Below are 22,984 nucleotides of genomic sequence, written 5' to 3'. Positions count from 1 at the left end.
ACCTAGACTGGGTGAGTGTCGAGGATCCTGGTTGCCGAAGACGATCCCAAGCAGGCCGAGCTGATCCGGCGGTACGCGGTCGCCGAGGGGCACGTCGTCACGGTCGTCGGCGACGGACGTGCCGCCGTCGACGAGGTGCGCAGGCACACGCCCGACCTGCTGGTGCTCGACGTCATGATGCCGCGGCTCGACGGCCTGGACGTCTGCCGGATCCTGCGTGGGTCTCCGGCCTTCGCGGACCTACCGATCCTCGTGCTCACGGCGCGTCGCGGCGAGGACGACCTGTTGACGGGGCTCGACCTCGGCGCGGACGACTACCTCACCAAGCCGTACTCGCCACGCGAGCTGATGGCCCGGTCCAGGGCGCTCCTTCGGCGTTCGCGGGTGTCGCCGACCACGGCGTCGCGTCCGCTCACGGTGGGGGCCCTGACCATCACACCGGCCACGCGGTCGATCGTCTTCCGTGGGGTGGACGTCGAGTGCACCCCTGGCGAGTTCGCGATGCTCGAGACACTGGCCGGCGAGGCCGAGCGCGTGTTCACCCGCGACCAGCTGTTGCGGGCCGTCCACGGGCTCGACGCCTACGTGTCGAGACGGACAGTCGACGTGCACGTCGCCAACCTGCGCAAGAAGCTCGACCCAGAGCTGATCCGTACTGCGTACGGCGTGGGCTACTCGATGTCGGTCCTGTGAAGGTCCCGCTGCACCGCTCGCTGTTCGTGCGGCTGTTCCTGCTCGGTGCGATCACGGCACTGGTCGCCGTCGTGGCGGCGACCTGGGCGACGGCTCGCTCGACGACCGTCGCCGTTCAGGAGCAGCAGCAGCAATCGCTCGAGGCCGAGGCCGCGACCTACGATGCGCTGATGGGCTATGCGGCCACCCACGCGTCGTGGGACGGGGCGCAGAGGCTCGTCGACCGCCTGGCCGCCAAGTCCGGCCAGCCAGTGACCGTGACCGACCGGTCCGGCCGCGTGCGGGTGCGGTCGGCGGGAGCCCCGGCCCGTGCGCTCCCGCCGTCGTCGGCGCGAGCGGTGATCGACCCCTTGGACGTCGACGTGGCCCTGTTGTCGAACGCGAGCTCTGCGCCGACCGCCACGTCTGAGCCGCGCAGCGTCCCCGCCCGGGGTGACAGCCGGTGCACCGACCCCGACGTGGAGGGCGAGTGCGCGCGCTACGAGGTCGCTGCCCGCAGCGCGGTCGACCCTCGCGCGGCGCGCCAGCTCCAGGACAGTCGAACCGAGTGGATGGCCGTCGTGGACGGCGCTGACAGGTGCCTGGCCGCAGCCGGCCTCGAACCGTTGCTGGCACTCACCGACGACTTCACGGCGCTGGTGCCCTACCGCACGTCCCACGACACGGCCTCGCGCTGCGTCGACTCGTCTCTGCGCGAAGTGCTGTCGACGTCGGTGGCACCCCCGGCCCTGCTCATGACCGGAACGGCCAACACCGCGCCATCGGTGCTGTGGGACCTGTCGGGCGACGCTCGACTGCGCATCGCGCTGCTGGCCGCGCTCGTGCTGGTGGTGACGCTGGCACTGTCGGCCCTGCTCGCTGGTCACGTCGTCCGGCCGCTGCGTGGCATGGCGACAGCCGCGCGCCGTGCCGGCGACGGTGACCTGAGCGCGCGGGTGCCCGCTGATCGCCGAACTGACGAGGTCGGCGAGCTCGCGCGTGCCTTTAACACCATGGCCGCTCGTCGTGAGCAGTCCGAAAATGCGCGGCGCCGGCTGGTCTCCGACGTCTCCCACGAGCTGCGCACGCCCATCGCCAACGTCCGCGGATGGCTGGAGGCGGCCCAGGACGGGCTCGCGACGCTCGACCGTCAGCTCGTCGACTCCCTCCACGAGGAGACGCTGCACCTGCAGCGGCTCACTGATGACCTGCACGATCTCGCGCTCGCCGAGGCAGGCGAGCTGAGGCTGTCGCCGGTACTCATCGACCTCGCCGAGCTGCTGGCACAGGTCGCCGCCTCGTTCGCGTCACCTCGACTATCGGTGGTCTGCGCGCCCGACGTGACGATCGTGGCCGATCCTGTTCGGTTGCGCCAGGTCGTGCTCAACCTGCTGGCCAACGCGCTGCGTCATACGCCGGGCGACGGCTCGGTCGTGCTGTCCGGCGGGCCCGGCACGATCACGGTGACCGACACGGGGGAGGGCATCCCTGCCGACGACCTGCCGCACGTCTTCGACCGGTTCCGACGGGTCGATCCGTCGCGCACCCGCGCGACGGGCGGCACGGGCCTCGGTCTGGCGATCGTCAAGCAGATCGTCGACGCACATGGTGGCAGTGTGACGATCGCCTCCGTCGTGGGGGAGGGGACGACCGTCACAGTGCGTATGTCGGAAAGAAGCGGGGGCTGACCTTGTCAGAGATCGCCAACCAGCAGCCGACAGTCGTGTGTGGACTCTGTCGACCGAATTGTCAGGATGGTCGAGGGCGTAGGCGAACAGCCCCTCGACTCGCAGATGCGGCGGAGAACCTGGCGAGCTGTCGGGACGTCTCATAGCCGCACGGGTTGCGACGACTGCTGGAATCTAAGGGAGCGGGAGTGTGGGTCTGTAGTGCACGCTCAAGCCGGTCGGCGGCTGCCAAAGTCGTGTCAGAGGTGGGACTCATCGTCTTCTTCCGTCGTTTCTGCGGTTCCCTGCAGTCTCTATCGACAGGACGCGGCCGCGCGACGCTCACGAGAACGCTAGAACGGCGTGAAGCGCGGCCCGCTGAGCGAGGCCTGTCGGGGCGCGGACGTGGTTGTGGTCCGCAGGCTGCTGCAACGCATGAGGGCAACTCAGGCGAGGGCCGAGGTCGATAGGTTGTTAAGGTCCGCGAGGCTCCCGGCTAGTGCTGCCGTCTGTAGCCAGGCGAGTTATCGGGTGACGAGAAGCAGCGCGTTTCGCTGGCACGAGCATTGGCAACCCGGCCGGGCGTGCTGCCATTTGACGAGAGCACCTCGGCACTGAACGTGTCCGCACAGGCAGTCGTTCTCGAATTGCTCCGTGACCTGTGCGAGTCCATAGGTGTAGCAATGCTGTTCATTTCTCGCTCCAACATTGGTGTCCGGGAAACCCGGGACAGGTCAGCTGAGGAGATGGTCAAGAAGGTGTCGGCCAATCAGGTCAGCAGACTCTACACGCCCGCGTCGGAGTGGATCTACGAGATTATTAAGCCGATGTTTCAAGATCAGTTGCCGGACGCCGACACTTTCAATGACGAGTTTGACCGTGCGGAGATCTTCTTGTCTCTTCTAGCGCAAGACGCGACGAGCGTGCGCGCTGACAGTACCGAGTCGGGGGAAGTGTGGGTTCGGTCGCACTGGGTCGGGCGGGCCGCTTGGCGTGCTTCCCGTCGCCGCAGAAACGCGCTTGAGGAATTCATGTCGGACCTTGAAGCGCAAGGTGAACGGTGGAGGCCGCTCCAGGCCGGCCTGTTCGGTGGGCAGTTGCACCGTGTGGAGGAGGCGATGGAGAAGCTGGATCCAGCTATTAGCAATCCGTTTCGATGGCTCGCAAAGTACGTGAAGATATTGGCAGGTCTCTAACTCGCACGGATTGTCGTGGTCAAGAGGCCATGCAGCAAAGCGCGGCAGACGGGATGCACCTGAGTTGCCGCCTGGCGGGCAGGCAGGCAGGACATACGACGTTGGTGGATTGCCTTGTCCGCCGTTGTGGCACTGACCAACTGTGCGCGCCGAGTCACGATCTGCGACTCTGTGACGCATCAGTGAGCGCTACCCAGATGACAAGTCCGGGGTCACCAATTGCTGCTATGGAGTTACACGGAAATTACACGGAAACTCTGTGATCATCAGTGATGAAACATGTTCTGAGAGTTCATCAAAGCGCTCCAATTTCTGTGTTTTCTGGCGTTTTCGGCCTGCTCGCCGCATCGGCTCTAGGGCCCGGAACTAACGGAGGGTTCTTGGTTCGAGTCCAAGTTGGGGAGCAGCACCCGGCAAGACCCCCGCTCCGGCGGGGGTTTTGCTGTTTCTGACTCAAGCAACTGCAACAAAGTTGCATGGAATCTACATGTATCCCGTGACCCGCAGTGCTGTCGAGGAAACGTCTGGCCCTTCTCCTGCCCACCTCCGATTCCTCCAAAAGGTTGGAACATCCCGGCGCGGCCACGATGTAGTGCTTTCACGTGGTTCTAGGCGAAGCATGTCCGGATCTCAGAGCGAGTGCACGATAACTCCATCAACCATCGTGAGACGGATCGGACGCCCGAGCAGCGACTCGACGTCGCCGTCGCCGGGCCACGAGTCCTGCAGGACTGCGAGGTCGGCACGCTGACCGACGGCCAGCGTGCCGCGCCAGGCCTCGGCCCGGTCGCGGAACGCCGCGCCGCTCGTCAGCAACGCGAGGGCGTCGAGGGTCGTGATGCCCTCGGTGTCCTTGGCCGGCACCTGACCCTCCCAGCAGTGCGTACGGGTGACGGCGTGGACCACCGCGGGACGCCAGTCCGGCGGCACGACGGGCGCGTCGGAGGTGATGCCCGGACGCACGCCGGCGTGCAGCGTCGACCGGATCGGCTCAGTGCGAAGTACCCGATCGGCCGGTAGGAACCTGGCGAACGTGCTCATGATGACGGGGTTGAAGCACGCGCCGATGCCGTTGGCGGCCAGCGTCTCCCAGCCATGCGGGTACAGCTCGGTCGTGTGAATCAAGTAGTGCCGCAGCGGGCTGTTCGGCGCGATCTCGGCAATCGTGTCGATGACGGTCTCCACCGTCTGGTCGCCGATGGCGTGGATCGCGACCTGGAGACCCGCGGCGTCCACCGTCCGGATGATCTCACGCAGCTCCTCGACCTTGTCGACGTCCGAGTCGCCGGCGACGACCATGTGACCGCAGCGGTGCCCGGGCGGGTTGTCTTCGTGCACGGGCTCCTTGTGCCACGTCGTCCCGTTCTGGGGCGTGCCGTCGGCGAACACCTTGACCCCGGCGATCGTCAGCCGGCGGGGATCGAGGTCACGGTCGTCGTAGCGCCGGGCCAGGCCCGCGGCGAGGTGCTTCTTGACGTCAGCGGCGTTGGCGCCTCCTGTGCCGTTCGGCAGCACGAGTACCGACACGCGCATCGTCAGGTCGCCGGTCTCGGCCAGGTCGCCGAGGGCGTCGAGCGCCTCGACCGAGCCGGAGCCGTCGAGCAGGGCCAGGTAGCCGGGCCCGAGACCGGGCTCGGTCAGGGCCGTGATGCCGAGCGCGTGCAGATCGGCCTGCCCCTTGCGGTAGGCGTCGAGCAGCTGCTCCGTGGGGACGGGAGGGACCACCGCGATCATCAACGAGATCGCGGCATCGGTCAGGAATCCCTCGGGATCTCCGTCGGCGTCGCGGTAGATGACACCACCGGCCGGATCGGGTGTCGCCGCGGTGATGCCCGCGAGCTCGAGGGCCACGGAGTTCGCCGACAGCGAGTGCCCGCTCCAGTCGAACAGTACGACAGGCGTGCCGGCGATGCCGTTGGCCTCAAGGGTGTCGTCGATGTCGCGCGCCGTGATCTTGCGACCCAGCACCAGCTCGTCCCAGCCGTGGCCGCGGATCCATCCGCTCGTGTCGATGCGGTCCGCGGTGAGGTACGACGGCAGCTCCGTCAGGTCGGTGAAGATGTCGGTGCCCATCTTCACGTAGGTGTGCGTCGTGACGGAGTAGCCCGTGAAGTGCAGGTGACCGTCGTTGATGCCGGGGATCACGGTGTCGCCGTCGAGCTCGACGATCCGGGTATTGGGACCGATCAGCTGCTCGGCGTCGGGTCCGAGGGCGACGATCTCTCCGTCGCGGACGGCCAGGGCGCGAGGGCGGGACGCGATCCAGTCGGCGGTGACCTCGTCACCGGGCTGCCAGTCGGACAGGTCGAGGACAGGGCCGCCACGCAGCACGGTGTCGGCGGTCAGGACGTCGGATGAGCTCATGACGTCACGATGCTCCGAGGCTGCCGACACGGACAGGGCGATGGTTCGGTCAACGAACCCCCTCCGTAGGGGACGGGCCGTCCGCGTGGCACCTTCTGTGCATGCACTCCGCCCTCTTCGACTCCCTCACGGCCAGCGAGATCTCTCTCGCGTCGGCGCTCATCAAGAAGCACGGCATCGCCGGTGACCGGCCGGGCTTCGGCTCGCTGTTCCTCGACGAGCCCGACAAGGCGAAGGTCCGTGCCGGAGAGGCCGTCACCCGCCGGGCTCGTGCGATCGTGCTCGACCGCACGTCGGCCGCGTCGTGGAACGTCCTCGTCGACCTCGACGAGGAGACGATCGTGTCGGCCGAGCAGCTCACCGAGGGGAGCGCGCAGATGCTCGCCGAGGAGGTCGAGATCGTCGATACCCTCGCCAAGGCCGACCCGCGGTTCGTCGAGGCACTCGCCAAGCGCGGCATCGACGACCTGACGCTCGTGCAGCTCGACCCGTTCGGCGTCGGCAACCGCGCCGACCTCGACCTCGCCGGCCGGCGCCTCTGGGCCGGCGTCACCTACTTCCGGCACTTCGAGGACGACAACGCCTACGCGCACATCGTCGAGGGCGTCATCGTGCTGGTCGACACGGTCGCACGCGAGGTCGTCTCGGTCGAGGACGCCGGAGTGCGCCCGATGCCGATGACGTGCGGCAACTACACCGCCGACGCCAACCAGCCGATGCGCACCGACGTCGCGCCCCTGGAGATCACGCAGCCGAACGGCCCGGGCTTCGTGCTGGACGGCCCGCAGATGACGTGGCAGAAGTGGCGCTTCCGCATCGGCATGCACCCCATCGACGGCCTCGTGCTGACCGGCATCGAGTACCGCGACGGCGAGGAGTACCGCTCGATCATCCACCGCGCCGCGGTCGGTGAGATGATCGTGCCCTACGGCATCCCCCAGGAGAGCCACTACTTCCGCAGCGCCTTCGACGCCGGCGAGTACGGGCTCGGCCGGATGGCCAACTCGCTCGTGCTGGGCTGCGACTGCCTCGGTGACATCACCTACATGAACGCTGTCATGGCCGACGACGACGGCAACCCGACCACGATCGAGAACGCGATCTGCATCCACGAGGAGGACGCCGGCATCCTCTGGAAGCACACCGACTGGGTGACGGGCAAGGTCGACGTGCGCCGCTCGCGCAAGCTCGTCGTCAGCTTCATCGCCACGGTCGGCAACTACCACTACGGCTTCTACTGGAACTTCTTCCAGGACGGCCACATCGAGGTCGACACCAAGCTCATGGGCATCGTGCAGACCATCGCCTACGAGGGCGACCTGCCCGGCCAGGCTAGCCCCGTCGCCGAGAACCTCGCCGCGACGTGGCACCAGCACCTGTTCAACTTCCGCCTCGACATGGAGGTCGACGGTTGGCAGAACACGGTCTACCAGACCGACGTCGACGGCGAGCCGGTCGGACCGACCAACCCCTACGGTAACGCGATCCGGGTGACCAAGACCCCGATCAGGAACGAGCTGGACGGCGACGGGCTGACCAACCCGCAGACGGCCCGCACCTGGACCGTGGTCAACCCGCACAAGACCAACCAGTGGGGCGTCCCCGTTGGCTACAAGCTGCTGCCCGGCTGGGCGTCGGACACCCTCATCGCCCAGGAGCCCTCGCTGATGGTCAAGCGCGCGGGCTTCGCCACCAAGAACGTGTGGGTCACGCCGTACTCGCCCGACGAGATCCATGCCGCGGGTGACCACCCCAACATGGACAAGTCGGGCAACGGTCTGGCCCGTTGGTCGGCCGCGAACCGGCCGGTCGAGGACACCGACGTCGTGCTCTGGCACACGCTCGGCGTGACCCACATACCCCGCTCCGAGGACTGGCCCGTCATGCCCAACGAGGTCGCAAGCTTCATGCTGCTGCCCGCCAACTTCTTCGACCGCAGCCCCGCGCTCGACGTGCCCGCGGCGGGGTGCAGCCACTGCCCGCCCGGGCAGTGCACCTGCTCGCACTGAAAGGCGCGCCCATGTCCACTGCCTATGTCAACGCAGCCGTCTACACCGGCGACCCCGAGCGCCCCTGGGCCTCGAGCCTCGTCGAGCGCGACGGCGTCGTCGTCGCCGTGGGTGACGACGCCGAGACGGCCGCTGAGGTCGCCGCGGCCGACGAGGTCGTCGACGTCGGCGGCCGCATGATCATGCCCGGCGTGCACGACGCCCACACCCACCTGGTCAGCGGTCTCAACCGGTGGGAGGTGTCGTTCGCGACCGATGCCGGCGAGGCGGATATCGTCGCGGCGCTGCGAGCCTGGGACGGCCCGCGGCCCGTCGACGCGCGCGGCAACCGCTGGCTCGTGGGCGGGCGGTACTGGCCGGAGTCGCTCGGTGCGAATGGGCCGGACCGGGCCTTTCTCGACGCGGCGTTCCCCGACGAGCCGGTCATGCTGCACGACCGCTCGGCGCACAACGTGCTGGTCAACTCAACGGCCCTTGAGCTCGCGGGCATCGACGCGTCGACCCCCGACACCAAGAACGGCAAGGTCGTCCGCGACGCCGACGGGCGGGTCACGGGCGAGCTGTACGAGCAGGCCCGGTGGCCCGTCTTCCGGGTCATGGGCGTGCACGACGACGACGTCATGGGTCTCGCGGTGCGTCACGCCCGCGACCTCAACCACACGTACGGCGTGACCTCGGTGCAGGACGCCTCCTCGACCGCCCAGCTGCTGCGGGTGCTGCGGTCGCTCGACGAGTCCGACGAGCTCGGCCTGCACGTCGCCGCACACCTCGTGTGGCGCGAGGAGTCGTTCGGCATGGCGGGCCTCGACGAGCTCGACCGGATGATCGACCACCACGACGACTACGCCTCGGCGCACGTCGACACCCGGTTCGTGAAGTTCTGGCTCGACGGCTCGCCCATCCCGCCGTACTGGACGCACTCGTGCATCCACGACGACGGGACCGTCGACGAGGAGCACCTGCTGATCCCACAGGAGGAGATGAACGCCGCGATGGTGCGCTTCGACGCCGCCGGGCTGACGGTCAAGGTGCACTGCGGAGGCGAGGGAGCGGTGCGCCGCGCGCTCGACGCGGTCGAGCACGCACGGACGGTCAACGGCCCCGACGGGCCCCGCCACGAGCTCGCGCACTGCTGCCTCGTGGACGCCGCCGACTTCGGCCGCTTCGCGCCGCTGCGCGTGGGTGCCGAGATGTCGCCGGCGGTCTGGCACCTCGCCGAGCACGACGTGAGCCACCTCTACGAGTTCGACACCGTCGTCGCGTCAGGGGCGGAGATGACCTTCGGCACCGACTGGAGCGTCGCCGAGACGCCCAACCTGTTCCCGGCCCTGCAGGGCGCGATCCAGCACGGCGACCATTCGATCGACCTCGCGACGGGACTCGCCGCCATGACGGTCAACGGTGCGCGCGTCGTTGGTCACGACGATCAGCGGGGCACGCTCGTGCCGGGCAAGGCGGCCGACCTCATCGTGCTCGACCGCAACCTGTTCGAGATCCCGAGCGACGAGATCGGCGGCACCGTCGTGCTGCGGACCGTGGTCGGCGGGCGGACGGTGCACGACCTGATGTGATCGGTGCGGGGGACTGCTGAGCGAGACAGGTCCGTTTACTCCCACCGCCGTGACAGCCATCGTGGGCACATGACCGTGAACCAGGACAACGTCACCGCCGCCGCCCAGCGTCTCGCACAGGCCGCCGACACGGGGCAGCCGTGCGAGCCGGTCCGTGACCTGATCGGTCGCGACGACCTCGACAGCGCGTATGCCGTGCAGGACGTGCTGACCGCGCGCCGGGTGGCGGGTGGCGAGCAGGTCGTGGGCCGCAAGATCGGCCTGACGTCGCTCGCGGTGCAAAAGCAGCTGGGCGTCGACCGCCCCGATTTCGGCGTGCTGTTCGCGTCGATGGCCCATGTCGACGGCGACACGATCGTCACGGCGAACCTGATGCAGCCCAGGGTCGAGGCGGAGATCGCTTTCGTGCTCGGTGACGACCTGGTCGACGGACCGCTCGACGCCGAGCAGGTGCGCGGCGCCACCGACCATGTGCTCGCTGCGCTCGAGGTGTGCGGCAGCCGCATTCGCGACTGGGACATCAGCTTCGGCGACACCGTCGCCGACAACGCTTCCGGCGCGGCCTTCGTGCTGGGCACCGACCGCAAGACCCTCGACGAGATCGTGCCGGCCGAGGTCGAGATGACGATGTCGATCGACGGAGAGCAGGCATCGAGCGGCAATGGCGCCGCGTGCCTGGGCGATCCGGTGGAAGCCGTCGTCTGGCTGGCCCGTACAGCGCGTGACCTCGGCGAGCCGCTGCGGGCGGGTCAGGTGATCTTGTCGGGTGCGCTCGGGCCGATGCGCCCGGTCGTCGCGGGCCAGACGGTCACTGCGACGCTGAGCGGTCTCGGCACGGTCACGGTCGACTTCGCCTGAGACCACCTGCTCTCAACCAGCTACCAGCCCGAACCCGCCGAAGGCCTCCTCCAGGACGCTCATCGCGGCCAGGACCACGTCCTCGCGCCAGGCAGACGCGATGACCTGCACCCCGACGGGCAGGCCGTCGACGAGCGCGACCGGAGCGGAGCCGGCCGGCAGCCCTGAGACGCTGTAGGTGTGCGTGAAGTTGAATGCCTCGTAGCGCAGATACCGGTCCTGGGGGATGCCTCCCGGCGGGGTCTCGTGCAATGGAGCCTGACCCGCGCAGACCGGCGCGATCACGATGTCATAGCTGTCGACCCACCGGCGGACGGCGGTGCGCAGATCCAGCATCGACCGCTGCACCGCGAAGTAGTCAGCGGCGCTCCTCGACGATCCGTACGGCGGATGGTTCAGCAGCTCGAGGAACTGCCCAGTGTGATCGGCCGGATCATCCCCGAGCAGCCCGCGGAGCCCGCTGCCTCCGTCGGCCGCCGTGGCCCGGAAGAACAGCTCCGTCGCAGCGGCCGCGATGGCCGGCGGCGCTGTCTGTTCCACCGTGGCGCCGGCCTGACTCAGCGCCGAGGCGGCGGACCGCACCCCCGCGGCGATGACCGGGTCGGCCGTTGCGGTGCCGTCCTCGACGTACCAGCCGATCCTCAGACCGCTGAGGTTGACGGTCCGCCAGTCGTGCAGGGGGACAGGGTGCGAGAACGCGTCCCCGTGGTCGGCGCCGGCCATGACGTCGAGCAGCGCGGCGATGTCCGCGGCGCTGCGTCCCATCGGGCCGGCATTGATCATGTCGAACATGCTGCTGGCACGGCCGGGCGGCCAGACGCCGGTCAGTGGGACGCGACCTGGTGTGGGCCGTAGCCCGAACAGTCCGCAGTAGGCCGACGGCACGCGGATCGAACCGCCGCCGTCGGTGCCCACGCCGATCGCCGATGCGTCGGCGCCCAGCAGGGCACCCTCGCCACCACTCGAGCCGCCTGGCGTCCGGGCCGGGTCGAGCGGGTGGACGGTCCTGCCCGTGGCAGGGCTGTCGGTCTCGTACGACAGGCCGACCTCGGGCATCGTCGTCTTGGCGAGCACGATCCCGCCGGCTGCGCGGATGCGTTGAACGACGACCGCATCATCGGTCGGCACGTCGGTCCGGGCCAGCGAGCCGGCGCGGCACGGCAGGCCGGCGACATCGATCATGTCCTTGACCGTGACCGGGATGCCCAGCAGCGGCGTCCGCTCGCCTGCGCGCAGGCGAGCATCGGCCTGGTCCGCCTCGTGGAGCACGCCCAGGTCGTCCCGGGCTGACACGGCGTTGAGCTGGACCGTCGCATCGAGGCGTTCCAGGTAGTGCCCGCAGAGCTCCCGGGAGGAGAGTTCGCCTGCATCCAGGCGGCCGCGCCACTCGGTGACGGTGGGTTCCATGGCGACTCCTCGACTCGGCTGCAGATCGAGGCATTGCACCGTGGAACGACAGGCCAGGTGGCCATCGTGATCCGCTGAGCGAACCGTCGAGACCCTGGTTCGGTCAGCGAAACTTCGTCATCTGGCGGTGAAACCGCGCGTGCTGTAATCGGGCACCCTTTCGGCCGAGGAGAACCACCATCGTCCCGACCGGATCGTCCAGTGCCGATGTTCGGTGCGACCCACACGGAGGAATGACATGTTGAATCGATCCCGTCGCCGCACCACGGCGCTCGCGCTGGCCATCGGCGCATCACTGACACTGGCGGCCTGCGGTTCGGGCTCGGACTCGGGCTCCTCGGGAGGCGGTGGCGGCAAGGACGACTTCACGATCGGCATCTCGAACGCCCAGGGTGCTCAGCCCATCCTCAAGCTGACGCAGGACTCGTTCACCGCCGCCGCAAAGCGGGACGGTATCAAGGTCAAGGCGCTCGACGCGCAGCTCGATCCGGCCAAGCAGGTCACAGATGTCGACCAGCTCGTCGCCCAGCATGTCGACCTGATCGTGGTCTACCCGCTCGACGCGAACTCGCTCAAGCCGGCACTCAAGCGAGCCGATGACGCCGGTATCAAGGTCGTCGGCTGGGCCGGCATGGCTTCGCCCGACGCCGACCCGGGCGTGCTGTCCTCGAACGTCGACACCGGCGGCAGCTACCGCGGCTCGAAGCTGCTGGGCGACTACGTCAAGGAGAAGCTCGGCGGCAAGGGCAAGGTGCTCGGCGTCGGACTGGGCATCCCGGTGCCGGCGCTCGAGACGATGGTGTCCCAATACGAGAAGAACGTCACCGACGGCACCGACATCACGTGGACCGGCCGCGTCGACAACCCGACCGATGACATCGCGGGTGGCCAGAAGGTCGTCGCGACGGCGTTGACGAAGTACCAGAACGACGTGCAGGCGATCATGACCTACAACGACTCGTCGGCCATCGGTGCGGCCGTCGCCGCGAAGGCAGCGGGTCTGAAGGATGTCGTGATCGTTGGCCAGAACGGTGACGAGGACGGCGCCAAGGCGGTCGCGGACGGCCGTCTCAGCGCGACAGTCGACCTGGTGCCGTGGCGCACGGGCCTGATCCTCGAGACGGTCTCGAAGGCGATCCTCGACGGCAAGAAGGTTCCCGCCTACATCGAGAGCCCGACCGAGCTGTTCACGAAGGAGAACCTGGCCGACCGCGTCCCGTGGGACGAGGCGAAGTCCAAGATCGCCTCGGGCGCCATGACCTGCGCCGACGGTGGCGGCTGCCCGGACGACGTGGCTGCGCTCGTCAAGTAGATGACTGTCCCGGACCCGTTCGCCCGTTCCCAGCCGTCCAAGGAGTTCAGCATGGAGTCACCTGTTCTGCAGATGCGGGGCATGCACAAGCACTTCGGTCGCACGCACGCGTTGAAGGGGGTCGACTTCGAGCTGCGGCCTGGTGAGGCGCATGCCCTGCTGGGTGAGAACGGGTCCGGGAAGTCGACGTTGATGAAGGTCGTTTACGGGGAGGTGACACCGTCGGATGGGCAGATGCTGCTGCGGGGGGAGCCGGTGAGCTTCGCGAACCCGCTGCAGGCGTCGCGGGCGGGCATCACGATGGTCGCCCAGGAGGTGCCGGTCGTGGCTAGCCTGACGGTCGCCGAGAACATTGCGTTGGGGCGCCTGCCGGGCCGGGGCTTGCGGGTCGACTGGCGCGGCGCCCGCCGGGCGGCTGCGGAGGCCCTGGACGAGCTGGGGTCGGGTATTCGTGCCGATCAGCTGGTAGGGTCGCTGGGTCCGGGTGACCGGCAGGTCGTGGCGATCGCGCGGGCGGTGGCTGCTAAGTCGTCGGTGGTGATCTTCGACGAGCCGACCAGCTCGTTGACCGCCGAGCTGACCGAGTCGCTGTTCGACATCATTCGCCGGATGAAGGCACGTGGGATCGCGATCGCGTTCATCTCCCAGCGGTTGCAGGACATCGAACCGGTCGCCGATCGGGTCACGGTGCTGCGTGACGGTGCGCTGGTCGACACCTTGGACATCGCGGATGTCGACGAGGCCACGATCACCCGCCTCATGGTGGGTCGTTCGTTGACGGACTACTTCCACCGTGAGATCTCCACCGGTGACTCGTCGGCGGCCGAACCGGTGCTGTCGGTGCGTGACCTGGCTGTGCCCGACCGGGTCGAGGGGGTCAGCTTCGACGTGCGACCCGGTGAGGTCGTCGGCCTGGCCGGTCTGGTCGGGTGCGGACGCGTGGAGGTCGTGCGGTCGATCTTCGGCGCCGACACCGCGACCGGAGACGTCACCTTCGCCGGCAACTCCTACGGGCGGCGCAGCCCGCGTGGCTCGATCAAGCGGGGCCTGGCCCTGGTGACCGGTGACCGCAAGGGCGAAGGCCTGGTGCCGGCCGCCAGCGTCATGCACAACCTGACCATGATCCCCAACAGCCGCCTGTCGCTGATGCCGATCAAGGCCGCCGGGCAGCGTCGCGACGCCGTGGCAGCGATGCGCGAGCTGCACGTACGCCCCGACGACCCGTCCCTGCCGGCCGGCAGCCTGTCGGGCGGCAACCAGCAGAAAGTCGTCATCGCACGATGGCTCGCTGCCAACCCCACCGTGCTGCTGATGGACGAACCGACCCGCGGCGTCGACGTCGGCGCCAAGTCAGAGATCTACCGCCTCATCCGTCAGCTGGCCTCCCAAGGCGTTGCGGTCGTCATCAGTTCCTCGGAGAACATCGAGCTGCTCGGCGTGTGCGACCGGGTGCTGATGATGTTCCGCGGACGCGTCGTGGCCGACCAGCCAGCCCACCAGCTCGACGAGCTGACCATCGCCGAACATGTCGCAGGAGTCCACCATGTCTGAACCCACCCTCGCCACCACACCCGAGACGCCGCCCGAGGCGTCCAACCCTGGGACGCCGCCTGGGAAGCCGCCGGCGCTGCCCCGCACCAGCGTCGTCGGCAACGTGCTGCACCGCCTGCGCGGCTTCGGCGGCGCCCTGGCCGCGCTGCTCGTGATGGTCGTCTACCTCTCGATCACCCAAGAGTTCTTCGCGACCAAGGCCAACATCCTGAACGTCCTGTCAGGCAACAGTGCCATGATGATCACCGCGATCGGCCTGACGTTCATCGTCCTGTCAGCCGGCTTCGACCTCTCGGTCGGCGCGATCTACGCCGCCGCCGGCTACGTCGCGTTCCGCACCTTGGACGCCGGCCTGCCCCCCATCGTCGCCCTGGCCTGCGGTGCCCTCATGGGCATGTTGCTCGGCGGCGCCGTCAACGGCATCCTGATCGGCCGCGTCCGACTCAACTTCTTCGTCGTCACCCTCGGCACGTCGTCGCTGTTCACCGGTGCACTCAATGTTGTCACGAACGGCAAGACCAACACGATCCCCGAGCCGGAGGGGAGCCTGTTCTACTGGCTCGGCAACGGCAGCATCGCGACGATCCCGATCCCCGTCGTGCTGAGCCTCGCGGTGCTGCTGATCAGCCTCTACGTTCTGCGCTTCACGTCGTTCGGCCGCGCGATCTACGCCGTCGGCGGCAACCCCGAAGCCGCGCGCCTGGCCGGCATCAACGTCTCCTGGGTCTACGTCTGCGTCTACGGCATCGGCGGGCTCCTGGCCGCCACCGCCGGCATGGTCGACGCCAGCCGCCTGGCCTCGGCCTCGCCCACCGCAGGCGCAAGCCTCGCCCTGACCGCCGGCGCCGCAGTCCTGCTGGGCGGCACCAGCTTCTACGGCGGCATGGGCGGCGTCGGCGGAACCGTCATCGGCGTCCTGCTCATCGCCGTGCTGCAGAACGGCCTCGGCCTGATGGGCGTCTCCGCCTTCTGGCAGGGCGTCGTCACCGGTATCGTCCTCATCGTCGCCGTCCTGCTCGACAAGCTCCAGTCGCGGTCGGCATGAAGGCCCTGAGGATCCACGCCTGGGGCGAGGCGCCCCGGCTCGACGAGATCGAGTCGCCCCGGCCCGGCCCGGGGGAGACGCTGGTCGAGGTGGCATCGGCCAGCCTGTCCCATTTCGACCTCACGGTGGCGAGCGGTGAGTTCGGCATCCGGCCCGAGCTGCCCTACGTCCCGGGCGTCGAGGGCGCCGGCACGGTGGTCGAGTCCGACGTGTTCGCGCCTGGCGCGCGGGTCTCGATCCGCGGGGGAGGGGTCGGCATAGCGACTCCCGGCACATGGGCCGAGCTCGTCGTGGTCCCGCACGAGGCGCTCACCGAGGTGCCCGACGGCCTCGACCTCGATCTCGCGGCCGTGGCCTACGACCCCCTCACGACGGCGCACGTCAGCCTGCACGGAGTCGCACGCCTAGGCGACTGGCCCGACGCGGGCGTCCGCGCCGTTGCCGACGAGGTCGTCCTGGTGACGGGCGCGGCTGGCGGCGTGGGCTCGATGGTCGTGCAGCTGGTGGTGAGGGCCGGGGCGAGGGTCGTCGCGCTGGTGTCGTCGCCGCAGCGTGCCCCGTTGGTGCCGCAGGGGGCCGAGGTCGTGTTGATGCAGGATGCTGCACGCCTCGCCGAGCTCGCCGGTGACCCTGCCGTCACGCTGGTGGTCGACACCGTCGGCGGCGAGGGTCTGGCCGAGCGCATGACCTGGGTGCGGCCGGGAGGGCGTGTGGCCGTCGTCGGCTACACGGCCGGCGTGAGCACGACCCTCGACCTGCCCAACTGGCTGCTGGGCGACGTGTCCGTGCTGCCCGTCAACCTGCTGCGCCGCGCCGGTGAAGGCGACGCGGTGGTCGACGAGCTGACCCGCCTGCTCGTCGACGGCGAGCTGACCGTGGCCCTCGAGACCTTCGCGATGGACGATGTCGCCGTGGCGCTCGACCGTCTGACCACAGGCCAGGTGCGCGGCAAAGCTGTGCTGCACCCGCGGTAGTCCTGCGACAAAGTGTGACGCTGTGCCCCAGTCCTCACCGAGGACCGGCGGCACAGCGCCACACATCGCGCAGAGTCAGCGGCCGGCGCCGAGCAACTCGACAGACGCCTCGAGCACGTGGGCCGGGTTGGTCAAAGTCGTCTCTTCGAGGTCGGGCATGAGATCAATATATCCGTACCGATTGGTTCGTACAAGAGGATCTAGCGGATCAGTCATTCCGTCGAATCCATTGTGCGAACCAGTCGGTACGCATACAGTGGCGGCGATCGAGACTGTCCTTCGGGACCCTGACGCTGGGAGACCACATGACCACCGAGCAACTGAGCACCCTGCAGGCCATGGGCCTGTTCACCGGAGCCCCGCAGCACGAGAACTTCAACCGCATGGCTCAACTTCTTCCGTCGACGCAGATGCCCCCGTCGAGCTCGCCGCGCCCGTGGAGGGTCGGTTCGCCGGTCTCCGCGCCGGAGACGTTCGAGGGGGCGGGCACGACGAAGTCGTTCGAGGACTTCTTCGCCGAGACGGACACGGCCGCGCTGCTCATGATCGAAGATGGCGAGATCCGCTACGAGCGCTATGCCCTGACAGGCGGCATCGACGTGCCGTGGATCTCGATGTCCGTGGCGAAGAGCTTCGTCTCCACCCTGGTCGGCATCGCACTGGAGGAGGGGTACGTCACCAGCCTCGACCAGCCCATCAGCGACTACATCACGGTCCAGCCAGGGTCGGCCTACGACGGCGTCTCGATCAAGGATGTGCTGAGGATGTCGTCGGGAGCTCGATGGAACGAGGACTACGCAGATCCAGACTCCGAGGTCTTCGGCCTGAATGCAGCGATGGCGGGCATCGGCGCGTTGGAGGACTTGGTCGCCGCCATGGTCCGGGAGTCTGAGCCCGGCACGGTCTGCCGATACAACTCCGGAGAGACCCAGGCCCTAGGCCTGCTTGTCATCAAGGCGACCGGCCGAACGCTGTCGGACTACATGCACGAGAAGCTGGTCGAGCCACTCGGCTTCGAGGCGCCCAGCTATTGGATGATCGATGCCGCCGGCGTCGAGCAGGCGTTCGCATGCCTCAACGCCACGGCGCGCGACTTCGCGAGGCTCGGCGACCTCTTCCTCAACCGCGGTGCGATCGACGGACGCCAGATCGTCTCGGAGCAGTGGGTCAAGGCCGCCACCACCTGGGACGACCCGATGCGCGCACCCGGCATGCCGATTGTCGGCAGCGACCGGGTCGACCTGGGTTACGGCTACCAGTGGTGGCTGCCGGGCGGAGACGATGGCGAGTTCAGCGCCATGGGCGTCTACAACCAGCTCGTCTACGTCGACCCGACACGTCGCCGCGTGGTCGTCAAGCTGTCGGCGAACCGGGCGTACGGCACGACGTCGGACGAGGCTACCAATCGCAACGAGGAGAGTGTTGAGTTCGTCAGAGCGCTCGCTCGAGTCTGACCCCGAGCGGCCCGTCGCTGTCAGGATGGCGACGGGCCGCCGCGGGACCGGAGCTGGTCGAGCTGGTCGAGAGCGACCTGGAACGCCGCGTCGACCCGGTCGCGGTCACCGCTGAGAAGTAGGTCGAGCTGTAGCCCGCGGATCTGCGCCGCCACCAAGGTCGCATGCGCCGTGGCCTCGGTCGTCGTGCGACCCTCGGCGACGAGTCGTCGCTCGAGGGGGAGCAGCCACTCATCCGTCATCCGTTCGGCCACGTCGGACGTCATGTCGCGATACTGCGGGGCCCGTGCGGCCAGCTCGAAGAGCACTCTGAACTGGCGCCGCTCCTGGGGCTGACGCATCTTCTCCCACGACGCGGAGACGAACTCGACGGAACCGCCCACCGCTTCATCGACTCGAAGTGTCGCCAAGAAGTCTTCCCGTACCTGGTCCACGACCTCGGCCACGAGCTGGTCCTTCGAGATGAAATGGCGGATGAGTGTCGCATGGGTGACACCCAGCTCGCTGGCGAGCGGACGCAGCGACAAGTCTGCGAAGCCGTGATCCAGGACGTACTCGACCGCCGCGGCCAGTAGCTCGGGGCGTCGATGCTGGTGTCGCAGGGTTCGTCCGTCGACCACGGCGGTTGCTTCGGTGACCATGCGCTGATCCTAACGAATGCTCTCGTGCGAGAAGCCAAACTATGCGTACCGATCGGTTCGTTCAGCGAAACTTCGTCATGAGGGCAGTAGACCGGGCGTGCTCTAATCGGGCACCTTCTCGACCGGCGTACTCCTCTCGGTGCCGGCCGAATCGTCCCGTGCCGGGATTCGGCACGTCCCCCTTGGAGGAATCACATGTCCTTGTTCGCCCCCCGCCGCCTCCCCGCGGCTCTCGCCCTGGTGCTCGGCACCTCGCTGGTGCTGTCGGCCTGCGCATCCAGCTCGGACTCCGGCTCCGGCTCTGACAAGAAGTTCACGATCGGCATCTCGAACCCGCAGGGTGCCCAGCCCATCCTCAAGCTCACCCAGGACACGCTGACCTCTGCCGCCAAACGGGACGGCATCGAGATCAAGGCGCTCGACGCACAGCTCGACCCGGCCAAGCAGGTCACCGACGTCGACCAGCTCGTGGCGCAGAAGGTGGACCTGATCATCGTCTACCCGCTCGACAGGAACTCCCTCAAACCCGCCCTGAAGCGGGCCAGCGACGCCGGGATCAAGATCGTCGGGTGGGCAGCGCTCACGTCGCGGGGGTCCGATCTGGGGTTGCTCTCCTCCAACGTCGAGACTGGCGGTCTGCGCGGCTCGCAGCAGGTCGGCGACTTCGTCAAGACGCAGTTGGGCGGCAAGGGCAAGGTGCTCGGCGTAGGACTGGGCGCCCCGGTGCCAGCGCTGGATCTTTTGATGAAGCAGTACCAGAAGACCGCCACCGAGGGCTCGGAGATCTCGTGGCTGGGTCGCGTCGACAACGCGACCGATGACATAGCAGGCGGCCAGAAGGTCGTCGCCACGGCGCTGACGAAGTACCAGAATGACGTGCAGGGGATCATGGCCTACAACGATTCGTCCGCCATCGGCGCCGCGGTAGCCGCCAAGGCCGCCGGTCTCGACGAGCTCGTTATCATCGGTACCAATGGCGACGACGACGGCATCGCGGCGGTCAAGGATGGTCGCATCGATGCGACGGTCGACCTGGTGCCGTGGCGCACGGGCCTGATCCTCGAGACGGTCTCGAAGGCTCTCCTCGAGGGCAAGAAGGTGCCGACCTACGTCGAGACGACCTCGGTCCTGTACTCGAAGGACAACCTCGTCGAGCGTGTCGACTGGAACGACGCTGCGGGCAAGATCGCCGACGGCAGCATGACGTGCGCCGACGCCGGTTGCCCGGACGATGTCGCGGTGCTCGTCAAGTAGGTAGCCCTTCGAAATTCGTGACGCTCTGCGCCAGTCCTCACCGAGGACCGGGGCAGAGCGTCACACATCGCGGGGGGTCAGCGGCCGGCTCGCCAGTCGTCGATGACGTGCTGGGCGGTTTTGCTGGCGAAGGCCTCGATCGAGACCATCGGGTTGACGCCGGGCGCCGTGGGCAGCGCCGAGGCGTCGACGATGTAGACGCCCGCGCAGTCGTGCAGCTGGCCGCGTCCGTCGACGACTGACGTCGCCGGATCGGTGCCTGTCGGGCAGGTGCCGCTCTGGTGCGCCGACAGCGTCAGCACGTCGTCCTTCTCGAGCGATCCGAGGACATCGAGGAAGGCGTCGAAGTCTTCACCTTCGCGCCAGCGCGGATCACCGGGCAGGAACGTGAAGATCTCCTTGGCGCCGGACGCCTTGATGATGCGGGCGAGCTCCTGGTGCGTGCGGCGCACGATCGCGAGGTCGACGGGGTCGTCGAGGCCCCACGTCGCGACCGGCATCCCGTCGGCGTCGCGCTCGATGTGACCGGCACCGTGGTCGCGGGCGAAGCCCCAGACGCCCGACACGTGCTTGAGGCGCAGCTGCTCGCGCTTGTGCTGCTCGCCGTCGTGCCACGGCGTCAGTCCGGTCCAGAAGCCGAGTCCCATGGGTGCGGCCTCGACGACGAAGCCGTGGCCCTCCTCGACCTGGTTGAAGTCGTGGCAGACGCTCGTCAGGATCTGGCCTGCCCAGCCCTCGACGACCTCGTCGTAGACGCCGCTCATGAAGTACGACGGGTGTACGTGCAGGTTCTGGCCCACCGACGGACCGCCGATGCCCGAGCCCTGCAGCAGCGTCGGTGACGCGAGTGCACCGGCCGCCACGACGACGACGGTTGCCTCGATCACGACCTCACGCTCGCCGTCGGGGGTGCGGACGACGGCCCGCACCCCGGTCGCGTGACCGTCGGCGTGCAGCACCTCACGGACGTCGCAGTCGGCCAGCAGCCGTCCGCCGGAGTCGCTGGCGTCCTGCAGGAAGGTCTTCATCGTCGACTGCTTGCAGCCCACCAGGCAGCCCGCGTTGCACTCGCCGCAGAAGCGAGCGTCGTCGTCGCGGGCGTTGCGGGCGAGGGTCTCGTGCTTCATCCCGATCGCGTCGAAGCCCCGGTTGAGGATCTGGTTGACGCGGTTGTGCACGGTGTTGGACGGTACGGCGTTGATGCGCCGCATGACCGACTCGATGTGAGGTCCGAACTCGGCGTGGGTGGCACCCACCATGCCGGCCGCAGTCCACTCGTCGAGGACGTAGTCGGGCGTCGGGAGACAGGCCATCGAGTTGACGGTCGTGCCACCGCCGACCGTCGAGCCGGCGAGCATGCCGACGCTGGCGTCGGTCGACCAGATGAAGCCGCCGCCGAGGTAGAGGTTGGGGAACGACAGGGCCTCGAGCTGCGGGAGGTCGGGCTCGTTGCGGTACGACCCCTTCTCGAGCACCAGCACGTCGAGACCGGCATGGGCCAGACGGGCCGCCGCGACGCCGCCGCCGGCACCGGAGCCGACGACCACGACATCGGCCTGCAGCGTCTGCTCGACGTCGGCCGGCAGGTCCTCGCGGCGCAGGGTCTTGGGGAAGGCGTCCTCCGAGGGGGGAGCCAGCAGCGGCCCCGCGAAGCCCAGCGCCGACCACGTCGGGTTGGACATCTGCTCGTCGGGGACCGTGTAGAACATGGCCAGCACGGTGCTCTGCAGGATGAGGGCTCCGGGACGGGTGGCATGGGACTCGAGCGCGTCCCGCCACACCGCGACGCGGCGATCGGCATCGGCGGTGGCGAAGTCGTCACCGAGGGCGGAGAGAGTCGTCGTGACGAGGGCCTGCACGTGAGGTGCCCACAGCGGCAGCACCGACGCCAGGATCTGGTCGACGGCCAGGTCCGTCGCGCTCGTCGTCCACAGGGTGCGCTCGGCGGCGTCCTCGGCCGGGACGTCGATCGCCGGCACGATCGTGTCGCACAGCGCGCTCAGCAGGCGGATGTCGGTGGTGGGCGTCGTGTCGACGGTCACGGGGGCTCCTTCTCCGATGAGCGGACCGCCGACGCGATCGGCTCGAGCGTCGAGGCCTTCGACCAGCTCTACGACCGCAGGAAGGACTCCACGGCGTCGACGACCTCGCGGCTCTTGGTCTCCATCAGCGGGATGGTTCCGCCGGGGATGATCGCCTGCTCGAGGCGCTCTGCGTTGACCAGGTGCTCGGCGAGCTTGGCCACGGACGGCAGGGCGAACGGGTCGTCGCTCGCCCCGATGAGGAGCGTCGGGGCCACGACGTGACCGATCCGGTCCTCCATGACGTAGCGGCCGCAGGCCATGTGGCCCTCGGCGGGGGTGACGCCCGGTGCCAGCGCGTCGCGCACGAACCGGTCGAGGAGATCGGGGCGACCGGCCGGGTAGTACGGCTGCCGCAGCGCCCACAACGTCGTCAGGTGGGAACCGTCGTCGGTGATGGCCGCCTCGTCGACGCCCGGACCATCGGCGTGGGCCTCGCGGTACGCGGCGTCCGCCCAGGGAGCCGACGACAGCAATAGTGACTGGACGCGGTGCGGGGTTCGGGCGGCGATCTCGACGGCCACGGCACCGCCGGTGTGGTGTCCGAGTAGATCAGCGCTCTGGATGTCGAGGGTGTCGAGGAACGCCAAGACGCCGTCAGCGATGGCATCGATGGATTGCGGTGCCGGAATCTCGTAGCTGAGGCCGAAGCCTGGCATGTCGATCGCCAGGACCCGTCGGGACGCCGAAAGCAAGGGGAGGACCTCGCGGAACTCGTCGAAGGACCGTGGCGTCTGGTGCAGCAGGACGATCGCGGGACCCTCGCCCTGCTCGACGTAGTGGACCTGCCCGAGGTCAGTGTCGGCATAGGCGCGCCGTGGTGTGTTGCTGCTCATGGGGGGTCTCCGTTGCTGGCTATGGATCAGTGGAGTATCGGCGGGACGGGGTGATCGGACAAGTCTGGCCGGTTCGCTGAGTGGTCCACCCG

General features: G+C 68.4%; 18 protein-coding genes. 12 read left to right on the top strand and 6 right to left on the bottom strand.

Annotated elements, in window-relative coordinates; translation table 11 throughout:
- Window positions 1-15 precede the first annotated feature (15 nt).
- The 3 genes from ACXJKC_RS08260 to ACXJKC_RS08250 all read left to right on the top strand — a co-directional run bounded on the left by ACXJKC_RS08260 (window position 16) and on the right by ACXJKC_RS08250 (window position 3,535).
- The gene (locus ACXJKC_RS08260) at window positions 16-693 is read left to right on the top strand and encodes a response regulator transcription factor (protein ID WP_456696223.1); all 678 of its coding nucleotides are present in this window, start codon (window positions 16-18) and stop codon (window positions 691-693) included.
- Window positions 690-2,360 carry a sensor histidine kinase gene (locus ACXJKC_RS08255; protein ID WP_456696222.1) on the top strand — a complete coding sequence of 557 codons (1,671 nt, stop codon included), beginning with the start codon at window positions 690-692 and terminating at the stop codon, window positions 2,358-2,360. Before ACXJKC_RS08260 ends, ACXJKC_RS08255 begins: the two co-directional genes overlap by 4 nt.
- Window positions 2,361-3,022: 662 nt before the next feature.
- A complete protein-coding gene (locus tag ACXJKC_RS08250; RefSeq protein ID WP_456696221.1) occupies window positions 3,023-3,535 on the top strand; it encodes a hypothetical protein in 513 nt (170 codons plus the stop codon).
- 630 nt (window positions 3,536-4,165) lie between these two features.
- Here ACXJKC_RS08250 and ACXJKC_RS08245 read toward each other — a convergent pair.
- The gene (locus ACXJKC_RS08245) at window positions 4,166-5,899 is read right to left on the bottom strand and encodes an amidohydrolase (protein WP_456696220.1); all 1,734 of its coding nucleotides are present in this window, start codon (window positions 5,897-5,899) and stop codon (window positions 4,166-4,168) included.
- A gap of 101 nt (window positions 5,900-6,000) precedes the next feature.
- On the opposite strand from ACXJKC_RS08245, the gene ACXJKC_RS08240 reads away from it, so the two are divergent.
- The 3 genes from ACXJKC_RS08240 (at window position 6,001) to ACXJKC_RS08230 (ending at window position 10,337) form a co-directional block, all read left to right on the top strand.
- Window positions 6,001-7,908 (top strand): primary-amine oxidase, encoded by a 1,908-nt coding sequence (locus ACXJKC_RS08240; RefSeq protein ID WP_456696219.1) that lies wholly within the window; start codon window positions 6,001-6,003, stop codon window positions 7,906-7,908.
- Between the two features lie 11 nt (window positions 7,909-7,919).
- Window positions 7,920-9,479 (top strand): amidohydrolase, encoded by a 1,560-nt coding sequence (locus tag ACXJKC_RS08235; RefSeq protein ID WP_456696218.1) that lies wholly within the window; start codon window positions 7,920-7,922, stop codon window positions 9,477-9,479.
- 69 nt (window positions 9,480-9,548) lie between these two features.
- Window positions 9,549-10,337: a 2-keto-4-pentenoate hydratase gene (locus ACXJKC_RS08230; protein WP_456696217.1), complete on the top strand. Its 789-nt coding sequence runs from the start codon at window positions 9,549-9,551 to the stop codon at window positions 10,335-10,337.
- Window positions 10,338-10,349: 12 nt separating this feature from the next.
- Here ACXJKC_RS08230 and ACXJKC_RS08225 read toward each other — a convergent pair whose 3' ends face one another.
- A complete protein-coding gene (locus tag ACXJKC_RS08225) occupies window positions 10,350-11,744 on the bottom strand; it encodes an amidase (protein WP_456696216.1) in 1,395 nt (464 codons plus the stop codon).
- 238 nt (window positions 11,745-11,982) lie between these two features.
- On the opposite strand from ACXJKC_RS08225, the gene ACXJKC_RS08220 reads away from it, so the two are divergent.
- Genes ACXJKC_RS08220 through ACXJKC_RS08205 form a run of 4 tightly spaced genes read left to right on the top strand, consistent with a single transcriptional unit; the run spans window position 11,983 to window position 16,626 of the window.
- Window positions 11,983-13,056, top strand: a complete 1,074-nt coding sequence (locus ACXJKC_RS08220) for a sugar ABC transporter substrate-binding protein (RefSeq protein WP_456696215.1) — start codon at window positions 11,983-11,985, stop codon at window positions 13,054-13,056.
- A 51-nt stretch (window positions 13,057-13,107) separates the two neighbouring features.
- The gene (locus ACXJKC_RS08215) at window positions 13,108-14,607 is read left to right on the top strand and encodes a sugar ABC transporter ATP-binding protein (RefSeq protein ID WP_456696214.1); all 1,500 of its coding nucleotides are present in this window, start codon (window positions 13,108-13,110) and stop codon (window positions 14,605-14,607) included.
- Window positions 14,600-15,652 carry an ABC transporter permease gene (locus ACXJKC_RS08210; RefSeq protein WP_456696213.1) on the top strand — a complete coding sequence of 351 codons (1,053 nt, stop codon included), beginning with the start codon at window positions 14,600-14,602 and terminating at the stop codon, window positions 15,650-15,652. Before ACXJKC_RS08215 ends, ACXJKC_RS08210 begins: the two co-directional genes overlap by 8 nt.
- Window positions 15,649-16,626, top strand: coding sequence for a quinone oxidoreductase family protein (locus ACXJKC_RS08205; RefSeq protein WP_456696212.1), 978 nt, complete (start codon window positions 15,649-15,651; stop codon window positions 16,624-16,626). The genes ACXJKC_RS08210 and ACXJKC_RS08205 overlap by 4 nt, the downstream gene beginning before the upstream one ends.
- Window positions 16,627-16,701: 75 nt before the next feature.
- On the opposite strand, the gene ACXJKC_RS08200 is transcribed toward ACXJKC_RS08205, so the two are convergent.
- A complete protein-coding gene (locus tag ACXJKC_RS08200; RefSeq protein ID WP_456696211.1) occupies window positions 16,702-16,842 on the bottom strand; it encodes a hypothetical protein in 141 nt (46 codons plus the stop codon).
- A gap of 89 nt (window positions 16,843-16,931) precedes the next feature.
- Between ACXJKC_RS08200 and ACXJKC_RS08195 the strand changes: the two genes are divergently transcribed.
- On the top strand, window positions 16,932-18,080 hold the full coding sequence (locus ACXJKC_RS08195; RefSeq protein ID WP_456696210.1) for a serine hydrolase domain-containing protein: 1,149 nt from the start codon (window positions 16,932-16,934) through the stop codon (window positions 18,078-18,080).
- A 20-nt stretch (window positions 18,081-18,100) separates the two neighbouring features.
- Here the strand turns inward: ACXJKC_RS08195 and ACXJKC_RS08190 are convergent, their stop codons facing one another.
- Window positions 18,101-18,721 (bottom strand): TetR/AcrR family transcriptional regulator, encoded by a 621-nt coding sequence (locus ACXJKC_RS08190; RefSeq protein ID WP_456696209.1) that lies wholly within the window; start codon window positions 18,719-18,721, stop codon window positions 18,101-18,103.
- Between the two features lie 195 nt (window positions 18,722-18,916).
- Between ACXJKC_RS08190 and ACXJKC_RS08185 the strand changes: the two genes are divergently transcribed.
- Window positions 18,917-19,975 (top strand): sugar ABC transporter substrate-binding protein, encoded by a 1,059-nt coding sequence (locus ACXJKC_RS08185; RefSeq protein WP_456696208.1) that lies wholly within the window; start codon window positions 18,917-18,919, stop codon window positions 19,973-19,975.
- A gap of 77 nt (window positions 19,976-20,052) precedes the next feature.
- Here ACXJKC_RS08185 and ACXJKC_RS08180 read toward each other — a convergent pair whose 3' ends face one another.
- Together ACXJKC_RS08180 and ACXJKC_RS08175 are read right to left on the bottom strand one after the other, a co-directional pair.
- Window positions 20,053-22,017, bottom strand: a complete 1,965-nt coding sequence (locus ACXJKC_RS08180) for a GMC family oxidoreductase N-terminal domain-containing protein (protein ID WP_456696207.1) — start codon at window positions 22,015-22,017, stop codon at window positions 20,053-20,055.
- Between the two features lie 68 nt (window positions 22,018-22,085).
- Entirely contained in the window at window positions 22,086-22,892 is an 807-nt protein-coding gene (locus ACXJKC_RS08175) for an alpha/beta fold hydrolase (protein WP_456696206.1), read from the bottom strand.
- Window positions 22,893-22,984: the final 92 nt, after the last annotated feature.

The organism is Aeromicrobium sp. P5_D10 (assembly GCF_054049535.1).
The sequence above is the reverse complement of the archived record's forward strand: the minus strand, read 5'-3'. Positions and strand labels throughout refer to the sequence as shown.

Bases quoted from the DNA above. Each gene is read 5' to 3' on its own strand.
- ACXJKC_RS08250 (WP_456696221.1), top strand. From the start codon at position 3,023: ATGCTGTTCATTTCTCGCTCCAACATTGGTGTCCGGGAAACCCGGGAC.
- ACXJKC_RS08245 (WP_456696220.1), bottom strand. From the start codon at position 5,899: ATGAGCTCATCCGACGTCCTGACCGCCGACACCGTGCTGCGTGGCGGC.
- ACXJKC_RS08240 (WP_456696219.1), top strand. From the start codon at position 6,001: ATGCACTCCGCCCTCTTCGACTCCCTCACGGCCAGCGAGATCTCTCTC.
- ACXJKC_RS08235 (WP_456696218.1), top strand. From the start codon at position 7,920: ATGTCCACTGCCTATGTCAACGCAGCCGTCTACACCGGCGACCCCGAG.
- ACXJKC_RS08230 (WP_456696217.1), top strand. From the start codon at position 9,549: ATGACCGTGAACCAGGACAACGTCACCGCCGCCGCCCAGCGTCTCGCA.
- ACXJKC_RS08225 (WP_456696216.1), bottom strand. From the start codon at position 11,744: ATGGAACCCACCGTCACCGAGTGGCGCGGCCGCCTGGATGCAGGCGAA.
- ACXJKC_RS08220 (WP_456696215.1), top strand. From the start codon at position 11,983: ATGTTGAATCGATCCCGTCGCCGCACCACGGCGCTCGCGCTGGCCATC.
- ACXJKC_RS08215 (WP_456696214.1), top strand. From the start codon at position 13,108: ATGGAGTCACCTGTTCTGCAGATGCGGGGCATGCACAAGCACTTCGGT.
- ACXJKC_RS08210 (WP_456696213.1), top strand. From the start codon at position 14,600: ATGTCTGAACCCACCCTCGCCACCACACCCGAGACGCCGCCCGAGGCG.
- ACXJKC_RS08205 (WP_456696212.1), top strand. From the start codon at position 15,649: ATGAAGGCCCTGAGGATCCACGCCTGGGGCGAGGCGCCCCGGCTCGAC.
- ACXJKC_RS08200 (WP_456696211.1), bottom strand. From the start codon at position 16,842: ATGACTGATCCGCTAGATCCTCTTGTACGAACCAATCGGTACGGATAT.
- ACXJKC_RS08195 (WP_456696210.1), top strand. From the start codon at position 16,932: ATGACCACCGAGCAACTGAGCACCCTGCAGGCCATGGGCCTGTTCACC.
- ACXJKC_RS08190 (WP_456696209.1), bottom strand. From the start codon at position 18,721: ATGGTCACCGAAGCAACCGCCGTGGTCGACGGACGAACCCTGCGACAC.
- ACXJKC_RS08185 (WP_456696208.1), top strand. From the start codon at position 18,917: ATGTCCTTGTTCGCCCCCCGCCGCCTCCCCGCGGCTCTCGCCCTGGTG.
- ACXJKC_RS08175 (WP_456696206.1), bottom strand. From the start codon at position 22,892: ATGAGCAGCAACACACCACGGCGCGCCTATGCCGACACTGACCTCGGG.